The organism is Companilactobacillus alimentarius DSM 20249 (assembly GCF_002849895.1).
GTDB lineage: Bacteria > Bacillota > Bacilli > Lactobacillales > Lactobacillaceae > Companilactobacillus > Companilactobacillus alimentarius.
Map to the genome: position 1 here is coordinate 573235 of NZ_CP018867.1, position 18514 is coordinate 591748.

The window sequence follows — 18514 nt, forward strand, 5'->3', positions numbered from 1 at the left end:
TGAATTTAGAATGATCAAAATACCTCTAACTGAAAAAGTTAGAGGTATTTTGGTTACTTATTATTCTGTTTTAATTCATCGATTGTCTTTTGCATTCCAGCTTTATCAAGTAGTTTGTAACGTTTATTATCAATTGTTAGTAGATAATCCTCATCACAATTACTAAATATTTTAGTTAGAGGTAAATCATTGCCAATTTTATTGCCGAGCAACAATTTAACTAAGGTGTCGATAACATGAACTGAGCTAGCTAATTCATGACGAATAATATCATTGGTCATCCCACGATACTTCTTAGATACTAACCAACGGTCATTGGGACGGACAAATTCAAAATTATAGATAGCAACTTGATCTTCGTCTTCCAATTCTCCAGAAATTAATTTTGAAAAATCATTATAATCTTCTGGAGTCATAAAGTTATTAACGGAACTAACTTCATATAAGTGTTTATTTTTTTTCATACGAAGAATAACTGATGGTACTAAAAAGTCATGTCCATCTGTTACAACCATCACACGTGCTGAGATATCACTAGTTATACCAGTATTCTTTATCTCTTGAGCACTGAATTGAAAGAGACGATCGTCACCGGAATCAATCAAATTTTTCGATAAGTCAATGATATTTAAAATATTATCATTAGGAATCAATTTTAATGATTTCATTTCCATGTGTGGATCGTCAATTTCGATAATCTTCTTACGCATTGATAATGGAGCATTCCAAGGCTCTCGACCAACAATAATTGGCTCTAAACCATTTTGATCAATTGATTTAGTAAGTTGAAACAAGACAAATTGTCGAATCGTAATATCAGTTTTTGAAGTAATGATTGGTGTTCGTACAACAATTTTTTTACGATCAGTTAATTCCAGTTCATTGCTGATACCACTAGTGACGAAATAATTTCGGTTTGAATAGTCTTTATTGGCCACTGAAACGGCAGATTTATTTTTTACGACTGTTCTGGTAACAATATCCTGACTATCTAGCAGTAATTTACTGTGACCAACACCTTTAACGCCCATTTCGACCATGCGTTCAACATTTTTGCCGTCAATTTCACCCTCGCGAATGATCAAACTATTGTCAATGATATTCTGTAGTGCCGTTAAATAAGGCATATTGATTCCGGTAATCTCAGATAAAACCGGTTTTTCAAATTTACGACGCATAGCCTCCAATAAAACATCTAACATCCAATTAGTGGGGTGAATGATCTTTTCAAAGAGCTCATCATCATCTAATTTACGTAATTTTTCATATCGGTCAAAATTATTGTTGAATTTATCGTTGAGAGCACCCTTATTTAGAACTTCTTCCAAACTAAACCCATTGACAATAATACTTGAATTGGAAGTTTTGCTTGGTCCCAAATACTTTTGTCCGGGAGTCTTCCATTGTGGAAATCTTGAAGTGATATGATCGACAAATGGTTCGGTAGCACCATTGAAAAAGTTACCAGCATCCAATTGCAATTTGTCCAAGTGAAAACCAACGCATAATTCAGCAACTGCGGTGGCTAGAGGGTAACTAGTCGCATATTCCAAGAATTTGGTTTCCTCGCTCAAACGAGGAATAAATTCAGTAATATAACTTTCATCGGTGACGTGATTATAGGCAAAATGTACGGTGCAGACACCAACGATATTGAAAACACGAGCTAATTTAATCGAATAATTTCTCAGTCTTTGAAGTTTTGAATCATTCAAAGAAATAGCTGGTGAGACTAAATTTGAGTCTAGGTGGTGAATACCAATTGGTTCAATATCTTCAATCGTTCCAATAAGAGATGAGTTATCAAACCTATCCCGAACGATCGTAAAGGAATATTCACTGAATCCTCTGATACTTCGTTCAATTTCAATTTTAGTGTCTTCTAGGTCATCGAGTGACATGAAATTATCTAGTTCAAATAAGTTATTGATGTTAGTCCAGCCACTAGAATGACGATTAGAGTATCGACGTCTGGCAATAATTGGGAAGCCAATTGAACGAATAAAACTATAAATTTCCTTTTCATCATCAGATGAAATAAAATTGATGACTGGTAACTTAGCACGATTCAAACGTTTTATGAATAGATCTCTTTTAAAAGTTGCTAAAGAAGAGGCATAGTTTGGTCCCAAAATTTTAGTATTCCCAATTTTACCGTTCAAGCTGGAAACAATCCCTAACGCATTACGATCGCCAACGGTTGGCAAGATAGCGTCGGGATGATATTTCTGTACAAATTTTAAAACATTGTCGCCACTGACTCTTTCCACAATCGTTTTATCAAAAAAGATTCCAGATGATAATAATGATGTTGGATCTTCAACAATAATAGATGTTTTATATCCTAATTTGTGTAAGATGTCGACAGTATCGTATAAAGCAGTAGAAAGGTCGACATTCTTATCACTAATTGTAGGTCCAATAATTAGAATAGTATGAATATCGTTTAATTCCATTGTTCTCTACTCCCCTCTTGTTGCTTGACTGACTCAATGAGGTCAATAAATTCATCAAAAACATAATAACCATCTGTCGGTCCCGGTGCAGCCTCGGGTTCAAAAAGAACTCCCATAATTGGCAAGAATTCATGACGAATTCCTTCGATAGTCCCATCAGCAACACAAATGTTAGTCACGATAAAATCGGAAGAACCGATGAACTTTTGATCCAACGTGTAAGAATGGTTGTGATTGACAAAATCAATTTTGCCACTGGCAACTTCTTTGACGGCCAAAGATGACTCATGGTGAGGTGTTTTTAGTTTTTCAATTTGACATTTATTAGCTAGTGCAATCAATAAATTACCTAAGCCAATTCCAAAAATAGGATATTTCTTCTCTAAAACTTGAATTACCTTAATAACATTAGGTAAATCTATAGGATCTCCTGGTCCGTTAGAGTAGATAATTCCATCTGGATGAAGATTCTCTATCTCTTCGGCTGTCGAATTATAATTAACAATAACCGAATTACAATTACGGTATGATAACTGCCTTAAAATGGAATATTTTAAACCTAGATCAACGATGACAATTTTTAGACCCATATTGGGATTAGGATACGATTGAAGTGTAGAGACACGTTTAACCAAATCGGGCGGTAATACTAAAGCCTTAATTTGATCAATTGCATGTTCATCATGCGTATCCATAATACTAGCCTTCATCTCTCCATGTTCTGCAATGTGGCGTGACAAAGCACGTACATCAACGTTTTTGATTCCAGGAATCTTTAAACTAGTGATCCAGTCTTCAAATGAGACCGAACCATCAACGGTAGATAAACTTGATGAGCCGATAACGACTCCTTTGCATTGAGAATTAATAGATTCATAAAAATCGCGGTTAATTCCTGAGCTACCAACAGCTGGAATTGTAAAGGCAATGATCTGTCCTTCAGAATTAGGATCGGTAACCGATTGCTCAATTCCGGTACGATTATTTGAAATTACCAATTGTCCCGTGGTAATGATAGAAGATCCAAAACTTTCTCCAGGAAATACAGTTCCGTCTTCTAAGATTAAATAACGTTTCATTGTTTAAGCAACTCCTCAAAAATTGTAGTGATCATTCAATTTCAATTTTGTCTTCCCCATCGATTTCTTTCATAGAAACCTTGATTTTTTCTTTTTGGGAAGTAGGAATATTTTTGCCAACAAAGTCTGCTCTGATAGGTAATTCGCGGTGTCCTCGGTCAACCAAGACCGCTAAAGATATTTTCTTAGGACGTCCAGAACTCATCAAAGCATCCATTGCGGCGCGGATAGTTCTACCAGTATAAAGAACGTCATCAGTCAAAATAACGTGTTTATTGTTAATATCAATATCTAGTGGTTGAGTTTTTACTTCACTAATATCTTTTTCATCGTGAGTTTTATCATCACGGTAAGGCGTTATATCCAATTCTGCTACAGGAATAGAGATGTTTTCTAGTTGTTTGAGTCGTGATTCGATTCGATGGGCCACAAAAACGCCACGAGTTTTGATGCCTACTAAAACAAGATCCTCAATTCCCTTGTTCCTTTCAATAATTTCATAAGTGATTCGTGTTAATGCTCTGGTCATAGTTTGACCATCAATAATTTCTTTAGCCATAGTTTCCCCTGCTTTCAAAAAAGCACTCACAAGAATGTGAGTGCTTCAATTTATTTATAATCGCACACAATCCTATTTGTAGATTATAGCACGACTCATTGTTTAGAACGTAATTGCTTGAGTGTCTCTTGGAAAATTTTTGGTGGTTCGATTGAAAATTGCATCCATTCATGTGTTCGCGGATGTTCAAATCCTAGAGTCTCAGCGTGTAAGAACTGTCCTTGACCTTTCAAAGTATTCTTAGGACCATACAATGGATCTCCTGCAACTGGATGACCAATGTATTGCATATGAACCCTGATTTGATGAGTTCGGCCAGTTTCTAATTTTAATTTGAGAAGCGAATAGTTTTCAAATTGTTCTAAGACTTCAAAATGGGTTACTGCATGACGTCCATCTTCGACTACAGCTTGTTTCTTACGGTCAAATTTTGAACGTCCCAATGGTGCATTGATTCTCCCATTCTTTTCTTTAAAGTTCCCATGAACAATTGCAAGATACTCACGAAGATTACTCTTCTCTTTTAGTTGTTTCATTAACGACTGTTTTGCTAAATTGTTTTTAGCTATCATCAACAAACCCGAAGTGTCCTTGTCGATTCGGTGAACTATTCCCGGTCTGATAACATCATCATCATTGATCTGACAATGATACAAGATGGCATTGACCAAAGTCTTATCAGGGTGGCCTGCGGCGGGATGAACTACCATCCCTTGTGGTTTATTGACAACGAGAACATCCTTATCTTCATAGACGACTTCAATGGGTATATCTTCTGGGACAGCTTTAATTGGTTCCTCTTCGGGAATATTGACCGTTATTTTATCACCTGAAACGATTTTAATGCCAGTCTTTGCAACGGATTCCCCATTGACTAAAATATATTTTTCTTTAATTAATTTTTGGATTTGAGATCTAGTCATGTCGTCCAATTCAGTATTTAAATAAGCGTCAAGACGACTTTTCTTTGGTTCGTTGTATTCTAACTCAAAAGATTTGTTAATTATTTTTCTCACCTGCTACCTGGATAATTAATGACACAATTATTAATATTACACCAACTGTAATGTAAGTGTCAGCTAAATTAAATATTGGAAAGTTCATAAAGTCTAAATTAAACATATCGACTACAAAATGTCTACTGAACCGATCAATGGCATTGCCTAGTGTACCTGCTAGTAAAAAGATTAAAGAGAAACGATATAAATATTCCTTCTTATCAGCTTTAACGAACAAATAGACTAAAACAATTACGGCAATAATTGTTATCAAGTAAAAGAACATCATCTTGCCTTCCAACATGCTCCAAGCTGCACCTGTGTTAGTAATATGTGTGATTGATAATAATCCCGGAATGAATTCATGGACACTCATTGGTGCAATGTTGTTTGTGACATAAAACTTCAAACCTTGATCACCAATAATTAAAATTGCGCAAAGCAACCAATAGATCAACTGCACTAGAATAGTCCTCCAATGGTTCCTTCATTATCGACGTCCATATTCAAGGCAGCGGGTTTTTTAGGCAATCCCGGCATAGTCATAACATTGCCAGTCAAGATAACGATGAATCCAGCACCCAATTTTGGAACGATTTCATTAACGTGTAGTGTGAAGTCTCTAGGACTACCAAGACGTTTAGGATCGTCACTTAAAGAATATTGCGTTTTGGCAATACAGATTGGTAAATCATCCCAAGCATTGTCTTTTAAAACTTGTAGTTGGTTTCTAGCTTTTTTACTATATTCGACGTTGTTAGCGCCATAAACTTCAGAAGCGATTGTCGCAATCTTAGCTTCGGTTGTTTCTTCATCCTCATATAGACGAGTATATTTAGATTCTTTTTCAGTTGCCTTAACAACAGCCTTAGCTAAAGCTTGACCGCCTTTACTACCCTTGTGATGAATCTCAGCTAATTCAACATCAACTCCTACTTCATCACACAAACTAGTTAGTAATTTGATTTCATTATCGGTATCAGTCGCAAATTTGTTGATGGCAACAACAACTGGCACATGATAATAACGCATATTATGAATATGGCGTTTCAAATTCTTAAAGCCAAGATTCAAAGCATTTAGATCTTCTTCTTGGATCTCGGCTAACTTTTGACCACCATTGTATTTCAAAGCTCTAATGGTAGCTACGATAACGACTGCATTAGGTGCGTGACTCAATTTAGGAGCAACAATGTCCATAAACTTCTCACCACCAAGATCAGCACTGAAGCCAGCCTCAGTAATAGCGTAGTCACCTAATTTCATTGCTAACTTAGTAGCTAAAATACTGTTACATCCGTGAGCAATATTAGCAAAAGGACCACCATGAATAATTGCTGGCGTATTTTCAAGTGTTTGCACCAAGTTAGGTTTCAGAGCATCTTTTAAGAGTACAGTGATAGCTCCTTCAACGTGTAAATCTCTAACAAAGATTGGTTTCTTATCAAAGGTATAAGCAATCAGGATACTGGAAATTCTTTCTTTCAAATCATCAATATCCTGAGCCAAACACAAGACTGCCATCAACTCGCTGGCTACAGTAATCTCAAAGTGTTCTTCACGAGGGACAGAACTAAAAGGTCCACCTAGACCAATAACCGTGTTTCTTAAAGAACGATCGTTGATATCTAAGGCGCGCTTCCACACAATTCGACGAGGATCAATGTTTAATTCATTGCCTTGATGAATGTGATTGTCAATCAAAGCTGCTAGAGTGTTAACCGCACAAGTCAAAGCATGCATGTCACCAGTGAAATGCAAATTGATATCTTCCATTGGTACAACTTGAGCATAGCCACCACCGGTAGCTCCACCTTTCATTCCCATCACAGGACCTAAAGAAGGTTCACGTAAAGCTAAAACAGTTTTCTTGCCAATTGATTGCAATGAATCGGCCAAACCAATAGCGACGGTAGATTTACCTTCACCAGCTGGCGTAGGATTGATTGAAGTAACCAAAATAAGCTTTCCATCATCCTTTTCCATTGATTTGGTAATACTACGACCAGAAAACTTAGCTTTATAGTGACCGTATGGTTCAATATCATCCGGCGTTAAACCGACTTTTTTGGCAATCTCATTAATGTTCTTCATATTATCATGCTCATTTATTTGAGCAATTTCGATATCACTTGGAAATGACATTGTTTTCACCTGCTTCTTTTTTTATTAAACTTAAAATACCTTTTGTGGATGTGATCTTAAATGGAAAATAATCATGATTACTGAAACTAAATTCCACAGACCAACGATTATTCGCCTTTATGTTAACATCTTGATTTTCAAAAGTACGTGTTTTGTAATAAGGTTCTTTGATAATTACTTGGCTGTCTGTAATTTTCACCCATGAATTAGCTATAATATAAATTACATAGACGAGATCAACGGCCCAAATCAAGATGGGGAAGATACTTAACGACATAATTTCTAGCTGTAAAATTATTCCCAAACAGACCAGACTAAGTGCAACCGACCACATGATGATTCCCCAAGGGCCGGCTGGTTGAACAAAATGTTTCTTTGACATAATTTCTCCTGAAAGGTTTTAATAAATATGATTAAATTGTACACCGATGCCGGATTAAATACTAATTTAAATCTAGGCGTCGTTAGCTTTGTAATAAGGACTGATGAAAAAAATTATAAAGCTACAGAGGTTCATAATTTTGACGACAATCATTACTTGGAATTTTTAGCATTAAAGATTGCTTTGCAAAAAATTATAGAAAATGATTGGAATAATGAGATAGTTTTAATTCATTCCGACAGTCAGATTGTCGTCGACAGTGTCGAAAAAAAATATTCTAAGCATTATCAACCAGTTTTGGATGATATTTTAACAGAGTTAGAGAATTTTCCAGATTACTTCATCAAACATGTTGCTGACAAGGATAATCGTGAAGCTCATTTTCTCGTTCATCAAAAAATGTTAAATATTAGGAAACATTGGCATAAGTGATTTCTATACTGCGAAAACTGTGCTACTATAAAAACGTTTCCAATTTTGAGAGGAGGTACCACCATGTACTACGTTGTTATGAAAGATCGCGATATTCGTGATAACTTGGCTACAGAACAATATTTGATGAATAACGTCAAGTTTGATGAGCCATTAGTTCTTTTCTACATTGAAAAACCCTGCATCATTGTTGGTCGTAATCAAAATACGATTGAAGAAATAAATAGTGATTACATTGAGGATCACAAGATTACTGTTACCCGTCGAATTTCCGGCGGGGGTGCAGTTTATCAGGATTTGGGTAATTTGTGTTTCAGTTTTGTAGTAGATTCTAACGATAAAAATTTTGGTGACTTCAAGTCATTCACTCAACCAATCATAGATGCCTTGCATCAAATGGGCGCCACAACCGCAGAAGTGTCCGGTCGAAATGATTTACTAGTTGACGGCAAAAAGTTCTCAGGAAACGCCATGTATTCTCGTAATGGCAAAACATTCTCACATGGAACTCTATCACTTGATGTGGATCTAGATGTTTTGACCAAGGCTTTACACGTTCAAAAGGATAAGATTGCTTCAAAGGGAATTAAATCAATCAGAAGTCGTGTTACTAATTTACGCCCTTATCTAGATAAAGAGTATCAAAATCTAACAACTGAACAATTTCGTGATCGTTTACTTTTGGAATTATTCCATGCTAATAATTTAGCTGATATAAAAGATAAAGAATACGACATCACTCCAGAAGACCAAAAACAAATCGATAAAATCAAAAAAGATTATTATTACAATTGGGATTGGGTCTATGGTAAGTCCCCTGCCTTTACCGCCAAGCAAAGAAAGCATTTTGACATGGGAACAGTTGATGTTCGTTACAATATTGCTAACGGGAAAGTCGATAATGTAGAAATCTACGGTGACTTTTTCGGTATGAAAGATGTTAATGATATTAAACAGAAATTATTAAATATTAAATTTACTCGTGAAGATATTTTAAAAGTATTGAATCAATTTAATTTGGATGATTACTTCAAGGGTATCCCACAAGATGAATTGACTAAATTATTCACTCCATAAAATTAAAAAACATAAAAAAAGACGGATCGAGAAAAATAATTCTCGACCCGCTTTTTATTTTTGGTATCATTATCCTTAATGAGGGGATAAAAAATGATTAATGAAATAGTTTTGAATAAGCGTCACAAACTAATTGATGTTCATTCAACAGAAAATTTAAATAATACTGATCGCACTAAATTAATTGAGGATTATGATTTAACTAATGAAATCCTCGATTATGCTGATGACGAAAATGAACGTGCCCGTTTTGAATATGACGAACTTAGTCATACTTTTTTAGTCGTTTATAATGTTCAAAATGAAAATGAAGACTCCAATGATTTGTCACAAAGGGTTTTACCAATCTCTTTTGCTATCAAAGATGACCAGTTGTTCCTTTTTACCAGTGATTCCACGCATTACATTAAAGATTACATCTTGGAAGCTAAAGCACATTTCACTGAAGAAAAGGAAAATCTACTTTGGGAATTTATTTTTTTTGCATTCGATCAAATATCTAGCGATTATAGCGATCAAATCAGTTCAACTGATGAACGGAGAAATAAAATTCAAGCTCTGATCAAAAAACACCATTCTTCTGAAAACCAAATTTTAGAGTTATCCGATTTGCAAGATCTGACGACTTATTTAAACACTGCCATTAATGGAAATGTAGCTGTTGTTAATCAAATCGAATTGATTTCAAGTGGCAAAGTTCAACAACTGCACCTTACTAAAGTGACGCGAGAACATCTTCATGATTCAATGATTGAAATTGAACAAATTAAAAACCAAGTCAATTTAAGTTCCGATATCATTGATCGTATTTCCAACACTTATAATAATATTTTAAATAATCGAACAAATACGACCATGAAGGTGCTGACAGTTTACACTATCATTTTAAGCATCCCCACGATCGTATCAGGTTTTTATGGAATGAACATGAAATTACCTGTGGCCGATAAAGGCTGGTCTTGGGTCTTTTCATTGATCATTACTATTGTTATTATTTTAATAATTCTTTGGGATCTGCACCGACGCAATAGTCTTTAGTGCTTTGCCCAATATTGATAGAGGTCAGTTCTTAAAGAACCATTGTATAGTTTACGTTTCTTTGTAGCTAATTCTCCATAGTATTTTTCAAATTCAGTATCACTAGTTAAAATATATTTATTCCAAGTGGGGGCAGTTGAAAAGACTTCTCCCATTTCTTTATATAATTTACGGACGCCTTCCATATCGCTCATTCTTTGACCATAAGGAGGGTTAGAAATAATTGTTCCGTAATCCCCTTCAATCTTCAAATCCTTCACGGCAATCTGTTTGAATTGGATATCATGCAAGACCCCAGCATCATGAGCATTCAATTTTGCTACATCAATCATTGAACCGTCAATATCACTGGCAAAGATATCTAAGTCAAGATCTTTTTTAACGCCAGCTTTAGCTTCTTCCTTTAAATTATCAAGAATTTTATTATCGAACCAATCAAAATCTTCAAATAAGAAATGACGCAAAATACCAGGAGCAATATTTCGAGCTAAACGAGCGGCTTCAATAGCAATGGTACCTGAACCAGTGGTTGGATCTAAAAATGGATCATCTTCTGGATGCCAAACAGTCAATAAAATCATTGCGGCTGCAAAGTTTTCTTTCAAAGGAGCAGCACCGTGTTCAACACGATAACCACGTTTGTAAAGTGAATCACCTGTTGTATCTAAGGTTACTTCAACCATATCTTTATGAATACGAGTTTCAATTTGAAATTTTGCACCAGTCTCAGGCAAACGGCCTCGTCTCATGAAAACATCAGCCATCTTATTAACGATAGCCTTTTTAGTGATTGCTTGAATATCACGTTCTGAGTGTAATTTAGACTTCACTGTTCTAGCTTTAATTGGAAAAGCCGCATTCAATGGCAACCAATTGTCCCAGTCAATGGCGTAAACTTTATCAAACAGTTCTTCAAAGCTAGTAGCTTTGAAAGTACCAATTAACACTTTGATTCGATCGGCACTTCTCAACCAAAGATTTGTTTTAGCAATATCTTCGTTTTCACCGTCAAAATAAACTTTACCATTCTCAGTTCTCGTCTTGTATCCCAAATTTTGTAGTTCTTTTGCGGTTACAGATTCAAAGCCGCTTGACATAGTCGCAATTAATTTCATATTGCCCCTCTTATATTTGTTTTTTTGTATAAAAAAAGGACGAACAAGTCGTCCCTCGCCTTAGTAAATTCCTATAAGCCACGTTTTGTTCATGCATTAGATTGGCAATCTAATGCAGTCAGTAATCATCTATCTACAATTAAGCCTTCACAGTAGATTCATTTCTCGTTATGAAGCGCCCCTACCAAAGTTTGGGTTGCCAGCTTGCGGGGTTTACCGCGTTCCATTATTGCAATTTCTCACAATACTGCGTCTCTGTGGCACTTTCAAGCTATTAACACATAGTTAAAAACCTTAGTGCTTTCACTGCCGTTACCTAAAAGGTACCTTGGCTTATTGAGCCAAGCACAAACACTGCAAGCATCTCAGCTCGCGCTGGCGTGGACTTTCCTCAGCCTAGATAACTAGACCGCGATTACTCGTAATTTACCAACTCGACTAGTATACACTAAAACCTATTGAAATTTCCACCATTATTTTGATTTCCATTAAAATTATTTTGATTTTGACCATTACCATTATTCATTGGACGGTTTGACTGAAAATTATTTTGGCTGTTAAAATTACTGTTCATACCAGGATTAATTTCAGTATGACCACTTTCAATCCCATCATGATTATTCATGTTATTGGGAACGACCGCCGAAGCAAATTGCTTTGCACCGTTATTGTTTTCAGGAACACCATTAGCAAAGTCATGACCAAAGACACGTTTTTCAAGATTTGATAGACGTCTTAAAATGTCATAATTAGTAGTTCCTTCAGCAATAGCACTAGAAACTGGCTTATTAGCTTGAGGTCTTCTACTTTGAGGTCTATTCTGGTTTAAATTATTAACCGGACCATGTGATTGAGCCAAACGTTCATTCTCAGCTTTCAATGAGTTGATTTCGTTAGCAAAAGTTTCGTAATCTTTAATAATACCATCTAAGAATTGATCAACTTCATTTGGATCATAGCCTCTCATCTTAGTTTTGAATTCTTTTTGAAGAATATCATTTGGTTGATAGTTCAATGAAAATTCATTGCCACCATTATTGCCGTTTTGATTCATTCCATTCATATTATTCATTATTAAACACCCCAGTGTTAATTTATTATTCTAAAAAATTGACCTTAGCTATCAAATAACATATTAGCAAAATCCTGCATGGAATCAAAATCAATCAATTCTAATTGATAATCATTCCCACGGTCTTGATAAGATTTTATTGCCTCATAGTCATATTTCGGCTTACCACCACTATCTGGGTCATAAAAAATTACAGCTCCGTTAGTATGTTTTAGCATAAAGCTTTGCCAAATTCTTAATTGTCTACCTGAATGATAACTCATATTCGAGACTTTATTAACATAATCAGCTTTTCTTAAAACATTTTTTAGTAATAGCTGATTGTTCTCATTCCATTTACTGCCGAATTCCGCATATGGTAACATCACTGCATGTCTAATATTATAGCCTTTTTTCTTCACTTCTTGTATAGCTTTGCTAACAATTTGTTCAGTTCCCAATTGTGCTCCGGTTAAAAACCATTCTGTTCCATCTTCGGCGTAATTGGTAATGCGTTCTTGAAAAAAGTCTTGAATTACTTTGGCTTTTGGGTCATCATCTTTAAAAATACCTAATTCAAAGGATCGATACCCTGTTAACCATATATTTTTAAGCATAAAGAATCTCCCTTAATTAATATCTTTGTCATCATGGTATAATTTGCACAGTAGGAGTTGATATTTTGAAAATAAACTACCCTGATGGTCGAATCTTTCACAATAAGCCATCACAAACTTCTCTTGATGTTGATACGACAAATGCCAAAAAGAAAATGATTTTTGGTGATCGTGGTATGACTCTTGAGGAGGAAATCAATGAGAGTAATAAATATTATCGTAGTCATGATATTGCGGTAATATATAAAAAGCCTACACCGATTCAAATTGTAAAAGTCGACTACCCTAAAAGAAGTAAGGCTGTCATTAGAGAGGCTTACTTTAGACAGGCCTCGACGACCGACTACAACGGTGTTTACAATGGCTATTATGTTGATTTTGAAGCTAAGGAAACCAAGAATAAAAATATCTTTCCTTTAAAAAACTTTCACCAACATCAAATTGATCACTTAAAAAAGTGTCAAAAACAAGGCGGTATCTGCTTTGTTATTATAAAATATGTCGCATTAAAACGCTATTTTGTTATGCCAGCTGATAATATTTTCGCCCATTGGGATGCTCAAAAGCATGATGGAGCGAAATCAATTCAATTAGCTGACGTTGTCGACTGTTCTATCGAGATCAAAGCAGATTACAATCCTACTTTACCCTATATTAAGGCTGTTCAACAGCTAATCGAAAGTGGGAAGGAGAAAAAATGAGTAAAAAAAATACCAATATATTCACCTTCAAAAATATTTTAAAATGGTTGTTATCAATTATTGCTGTTTTAGTCGGAATATTTTTGTTTATCTTTGTCTACTATGCTTTCAGCGCACCAACAGTTAGTCAAGAAAACTTACAAAGCGGTGGTTCCTCTTCAATCGTCGATTCAACTGGAAAGCAAATTGCTTCTCTAGGAGACAACAAGAGAAATTACGTAACTATTGATAAAGTGCCCCAACAGATGGAAGATGCTGTGGTTTCAATTGAGGATAAGAACTTTTACAATGAGCCACTTGGTATCGACCCTGTCAGAATTGCGAAGTCAGCGTTTAATAATGTTACTAAAGGTACTCTACAAGGTGGAAGTACTTTAACGCAACAATTAGTTAAGTTAACGGTCTTCTCCACAGAAACAAAGGATCAAACTTTTAAACGTAAAATGCAAGAAGCTTGGCTAGCTATGAGGGTTAGTCAGAAGTTCTCTAAGCAACAAATACTTGAGTTTTATATGAACAAAGTTTATTTAAACAATGGTATCTATGGTGTTGAAACTGGTGCTAAATATTATTATGGGAAGAACTTGAAACAACTTAGTTTGGCGCAGATGGCTCTTCTAGCTGGTTTGCCTAATGCCCCAAGTAACTATGATCCCTATACACATCCTGAGGCTGCTAAGAATCGTCGTGATTTGGTTATTAGAGCTATGTACAATAATAATAAGATTACCAAATCTCAGGCCGAAGAAGCTATTAATACACCAATCAGTTCTGGATTACAACCATATAAGAAAGTAAGCAATAGTAATAATACTAAACGAATTATTGCTGATCCTTATATTAAAGAGGCTATTACTGAAGTTAAGAAAAAGGGATTTGATCCTTATCGAGATAACTTGAAGATTACCGTTAACATGGATTACGCAGCTCAAAAACGTCTGTATAACATTGTTAACACTTCAAACTATGTTTCCTTCCCTGATTCTAAACTACAAGTTGGCGCCTCTGTCGTGAACCCCAACAACGGTAAAGTCGTTGCTATGATTGGCGGAAGAAACTTAGGCGATGTTCAATTTGGACTAAATCGTGCCGTTCAAACTGGACGTAGTAATGGTTCAACTATGAAGCCTTTACTTGATTACGCTCCAGCCATTGAAAACTTAAATTGGTCCACATATCATCAACTGGAAGATACGGAATATACTTATGCCGGTACTGATATCCAATTGAAAGATTGGGATGAACAGTACGAAGGTCAGATGAGTATGAGAAAAGCCTTGGTTAACTCTAGAAACATTCCAGCGGTAAGAACCTTATCAGCTGTCGGGCTTTCCAATGCTAAACAATTCGTTAAAAAATTAGGTATCAATATTAAGGAAAATGGTTTATCCGTAGGTATCGGTGGTAATATTTCCTCACTTCAAGGAGCCTCTGCTTATTCAGCCTTTTCAAATGGTGGGACATATTACAAACCATATTATGTTTCGAAAATTGAAACAGCTGATGGAATCACACATACTTATAATAAATCCGGTACGACAGCAATGAAGGATTCAACAGCTTATATGATTACTGATATGCTTAAGGGTGTGCCATCAACTTACGCTACTTATGCTAATATTTCTGGTTTACATCAAGCTGGTAAAACTGGTACAACCAACTATAGTTCTGAATCCATTGCTGCAAATTCTGCTTTAAGTGGAACAGCCAAAGATTCTTGGTACAACGGTTATACGAAGAATTATTCTATCAGTGTTTGGACCGGTTATGATTCTCCAAATGAAAAAGGTATCTCCTCTACTTACCAAAGCGTTGCTGGTAAAATTTATAAAGCTGAAATGAGTTATCTAGCTGAAAATACTAACAGTAACCCTAACTGGAAGAAACCAAGTTCCGTTGTAAGTAGAAAAATCGTTAACGACGGTTCCACAGATCCAGTGGTTCTCAAACCAGGTAGTTCTCAAAGCTATACTAAAGAACTATTCGTTAAGGGACACGCTCCTGCTAGTTCTTACAAAGAGTCAGATTATTCTTCATCAAGTGCTTCTAAGTCAAGCAGCAATGAAGTAACAAGCAATAATCAATCAAGCAGTTCCTCTGAGTCATCTGATTCCGATAATGATACTAGTGATCAAACTGAAACAGAGACTGGAACTGGATCTGATTCTGATGATCAAACTAACAGCGATACTAACACAACCGATAACAACAATACTTCCAGCGATTCGTCTAATAGTAGTGATACTAATACCGGTACTAGTTCTAACAGTAATAACACTAATAGTACCAACACTGGAAACAGCGATAATAGTACTAACAGTAATACCAATACCGGTGACACAAGCAACAACAATAGTTCTAACACCAATACTGGTAGCGACACTAATACTGATTCCGGTAGCAGTAGTGGCGATAGTAACGGTGGTTCAACTACTAATAGTGGTGCTACTACTAATGGATCGTCAACCGATAGTTCAAGTGCACAATAGTCTTTTCAAAGAGTTGAGATTTGGTTTTTAAACTAAATCTTGGCTCTTTTTTTATACAATAAAACACCTCATAATTTGATTAATTGTGAGGTGTTTGGCAAGAATATTATTCAACTGTAACGTTATCAGCTTTAACAAAATCATCAGTTGCAATACGATAATATTTAGTACCAGTATTATCAAGATAAGCAACCCGATCGACTTTCCATGCGGTATTAGGTGCTAACACGCAATTATTGCATTGATCATCTTGACAGTTATTGAAGTAAGTTATTTTATTACCAGTTTTAACTATCAAATTCATCGGCTGATAAAGATAAACTGATTGAGCTTTTACCCATTCATTAGTAGCAACACGATAATAGGTTTCATTGGAAATCTGAGCAGTCTCATCACTTCTCCAATCAGAATTGGAACTTAGATCGTGATTAGTGATCTGAGAAAATTTATTATCGTTTAATTTATAAAGCGTCACGTCACCCTTGTCAGGTAACGTTGAAACCAAATGATCTTTCTTGATAAGATCAATATCATTATCTACATTATTACCAGCTGTACTTGTTGATGAAGTTATAGGAGTGTAATAAAGATTCAACGACAAATTAATACCTGACAATTGATTATCAATTTGCCCTCCAGAAATTAATTTTAAAAGATTAGCTAAAGTATAATTATTTTTTAGAACTACACTAATAGGTTCACTAGCTTGTTGCTTACCATAGGTCTCAGTGACAGTGGATTTATTTAGGTCAAGTTTAAAAACATTGTCATTTGGTTTACTACTTTCAATATATTTCTGATAATTCTTTATCTCGCTACCAATTGATAGTTGGTATTTAATATTTGAGTATAATTCATTATTAGTATAAACATTCTCCTCAATGGTAAAAACGCTTAACTGAGGTATTTTAACACTGACTGATAAATTATTAGGATCTAGACTTGCTCCATTCAAAGTAATTTCAGGTTGATAAGTAGTATTATATCCTGTACTGCTTATTGAAGAATCTTGTAAGCTTGGCAATGAAATTTTAACATCGGTTTTATCTAATTTAACTAATTTTGTTGCCTGTCCGATTACTTTTTGTGGGTCATTAGCCTCAAGATAGTTAATAGTTAAATTAGCGGCAGACAAATAGACTGGTATTGACGTTTTAGCATTATCTGCTAAAACTATTTGTTTACTCGAATTTAATTTGACTGGAATCGAATCATCACTAACTGGTTGATAAACATTATCATTTTTATCTTTGGCTGGATTAAAGTTAATCTTCACAGTTTTTTGATCTTGTAAAGCAAGTTGCTGTGCATTTGTCAGATTCGTAGTTAAGTCAACAACCTTTTTCCCATCCATTGTTCCTGGGAATGTGACGGTCTTAGGTATTTGATTATCAAGATAATTGATTTGGCTATCACAAGTGATTTTGCCGTTACTATCAATGTTTGCTTTCACAGTCTGTTGATCTGCGTTATAACCTTTAAGTCCGGGAACCTTAACATTAACTTCAGAGTTTTTATCACCAGCGACTGTTACAGTTTTAGTGCCTAAATTAGTATTTAGCGAAACATCTTGAACGACATAATTTTCGTCAACGGTATAAGGTACTGTTATTTTGGCCATATTTCCACTAGATGTTATAGCACCATAATCATGAGGGACTAAATAATCATTGGAATTCTTCTTAAGCCAAGTATTCTTAGCAATCATATAATAGGTATCGTTATTGAAATCGAGGATTTTTCCGACGACCCAACGTCCAGTTCCAATCTGAATCTTACTGATTACCATTTGATTATCATCCAAATTGTAAAAATGGCTACTCTCACCCAATTGGGCGTAACTATTGTCAGTAACCGTTACTTCAGTGCCATCAACGATTACTTTGGGCATGTAAGGATATTGTTGAGCATCAATTGGTGATGCAGTGGTAGTTTGTCCCAATTTGGTTGAATAACTATATTCAATATCTTTTTGATAATAATCCGAATGAACTTCAAAAGTTCCGGTTATCATATTGTTAGTAGTATTAAAGCTTCCAGTTGCAGTTTGAGTAGTGTCAGCTTGCAATGGTGTGGTTGGAATTGTTAATAGTATGAAAAGGCTAAACAACCCTAATGTACATAGATTTAATATTATTTTAAAATAACTATTTGTTTTCAATTTATATTTCAGCATACTTTTTAATTCAACTCCTTTTATTCACATTATAAAAACATCAGTAATCCAGCCAACTTCATTATAGTTCGATAAAAATGGTAGAGTTATTATAAATGATTACAGTTAAGTCAAATAAAAACAATACACGAATCGTATATTACTTTTTGTAAGCTCTAAATTATTTTAGAGTAGTCTTTACTAAGACATATTGTCTTTA

Annotated in this window: 15 protein-coding genes, 1 other RNA gene and 1 pseudogene; 5 read left to right on the forward strand and 12 right to left on the reverse strand. The window is 35.1% G+C overall.

Going from position 1 to position 18514, the window contains the following annotated elements:
- Positions 1-53: 53 nt before the first annotated feature.
- From LA20249_RS02860 to LA20249_RS02890, 7 genes are all read right to left on the reverse strand, one after another.
- Positions 54-2456, reverse strand: coding sequence for an ATP-binding protein (locus LA20249_RS02860; RefSeq protein WP_057739614.1), 2403 nt, complete (start codon positions 2454-2456; stop codon positions 54-56).
- Positions 2447-3535 carry a carbamoyl phosphate synthase small subunit gene (locus LA20249_RS02865; RefSeq protein ID WP_057739616.1) on the reverse strand — a complete coding sequence of 363 codons (1089 nt, stop codon included), beginning with the start codon at positions 3533-3535 and terminating at the stop codon, positions 2447-2449. The genes LA20249_RS02860 and LA20249_RS02865 overlap by 10 nt, the downstream gene beginning before the upstream one ends.
- Positions 3536-3566: 31 nt before the next feature.
- A complete protein-coding gene (gene pyrR, locus LA20249_RS02870; RefSeq protein WP_057739618.1) occupies positions 3567-4094 on the reverse strand; it encodes a bifunctional pyr operon transcriptional regulator/uracil phosphoribosyltransferase PyrR in 528 nt (175 codons plus the stop codon).
- A gap of 95 nt (positions 4095-4189) precedes the next feature.
- Positions 4190-5110 (reverse strand): RluA family pseudouridine synthase, encoded by a 921-nt coding sequence (locus LA20249_RS02875; protein ID WP_235806785.1) that lies wholly within the window; start codon positions 5108-5110, stop codon positions 4190-4192.
- Positions 5094-5555 (reverse strand): signal peptidase II, encoded by a 462-nt coding sequence (gene lspA / locus LA20249_RS02880; RefSeq protein WP_083477964.1) that lies wholly within the window; start codon positions 5553-5555, stop codon positions 5094-5096. Before lspA ends, LA20249_RS02875 begins: the two co-directional genes overlap by 17 nt.
- Complete coding sequence (locus LA20249_RS02885; RefSeq protein WP_057739620.1) at positions 5555-7237, reverse strand: formate--tetrahydrofolate ligase; 1683 nt, start codon at positions 7235-7237, stop codon at positions 5555-5557. Before LA20249_RS02885 ends, lspA begins: the two co-directional genes overlap by 1 nt.
- On the reverse strand, positions 7221-7619 hold the full coding sequence (locus LA20249_RS02890) for an EbsA family protein (RefSeq protein WP_057739622.1): 399 nt from the start codon (positions 7617-7619) through the stop codon (positions 7221-7223). The genes LA20249_RS02885 and LA20249_RS02890 overlap by 17 nt, the downstream gene beginning before the upstream one ends.
- 27 nt (positions 7620-7646) lie before the next feature.
- Between LA20249_RS02890 and LA20249_RS02895 the strand changes: the two genes are divergently transcribed.
- The 3 genes from LA20249_RS02895 to LA20249_RS02905 all read left to right on the forward strand — a co-directional run bounded on the left by LA20249_RS02895 (position 7647) and on the right by LA20249_RS02905 (position 10166).
- Complete coding sequence (locus LA20249_RS02895; protein ID WP_057739624.1) at positions 7647-8051, forward strand: reverse transcriptase-like protein; 405 nt, start codon at positions 7647-7649, stop codon at positions 8049-8051.
- 63 nt (positions 8052-8114) lie between these two features.
- Positions 8115-9128 (forward strand): lipoate--protein ligase, encoded by a 1014-nt coding sequence (locus LA20249_RS02900; protein ID WP_057739627.1) that lies wholly within the window; start codon positions 8115-8117, stop codon positions 9126-9128.
- A gap of 93 nt (positions 9129-9221) precedes the next feature.
- Positions 9222-10166, forward strand: coding sequence for a magnesium transporter CorA family protein (locus LA20249_RS02905; RefSeq protein WP_057739628.1), 945 nt, complete (start codon positions 9222-9224; stop codon positions 10164-10166).
- Here the strand turns inward: LA20249_RS02905 and LA20249_RS02910 are convergent.
- The 4 genes and pseudogenes from LA20249_RS02910 to LA20249_RS02925 all read right to left on the reverse strand — a co-directional run bounded on the left by LA20249_RS02910 (position 10163) and on the right by LA20249_RS02925 (position 12949).
- On the reverse strand, positions 10163-11281 hold the full coding sequence (locus LA20249_RS02910; protein ID WP_057739630.1) for a THUMP domain-containing class I SAM-dependent RNA methyltransferase: 1119 nt from the start codon (positions 11279-11281) through the stop codon (positions 10163-10165). The two genes, LA20249_RS02905 and LA20249_RS02910, sit on opposite strands and share 4 nt — an antisense overlap.
- 69 nt (positions 11282-11350) lie before the next feature.
- Positions 11351-11708, reverse strand: an RNA gene (gene rnpB, locus LA20249_RS02915) — RNase P RNA component class B.
- Between the two features lie 258 nt (positions 11709-11966).
- Positions 11967-12335 (reverse strand): annotated as a pseudogene (gene gpsB, locus LA20249_RS12055) (cell division regulator GpsB); the annotation flags it as partial.
- Between the two features lie 62 nt (positions 12336-12397).
- A complete protein-coding gene (locus LA20249_RS02925; protein ID WP_057739632.1) occupies positions 12398-12949 on the reverse strand; it encodes an SLOG family protein in 552 nt (183 codons plus the stop codon).
- A 65-nt stretch (positions 12950-13014) separates the two neighbouring features.
- Here LA20249_RS02925 and recU point away from each other — a divergent pair, with 65 nt between their 5' ends.
- The gene (recU, locus tag LA20249_RS02930; protein WP_057739635.1) at positions 13015-13650 is read left to right on the forward strand and encodes a Holliday junction resolvase RecU; all 636 of its coding nucleotides are present in this window, start codon (positions 13015-13017) and stop codon (positions 13648-13650) included.
- On the forward strand, positions 13647-16139 hold the full coding sequence (locus tag LA20249_RS02935; RefSeq protein WP_057739637.1) for a transglycosylase domain-containing protein: 2493 nt from the start codon (positions 13647-13649) through the stop codon (positions 16137-16139). The genes recU and LA20249_RS02935 overlap by 4 nt, the downstream gene beginning before the upstream one ends.
- Before the next feature lie 106 nt (positions 16140-16245).
- Here LA20249_RS02935 and LA20249_RS02940 read toward each other — a convergent pair whose 3' ends face one another.
- Entirely contained in the window at positions 16246-18315 is a 2070-nt protein-coding gene (locus tag LA20249_RS02940) for a hypothetical protein (RefSeq protein WP_057739639.1), read from the reverse strand.
- Positions 18316-18514 lie beyond the last annotated feature (199 nt).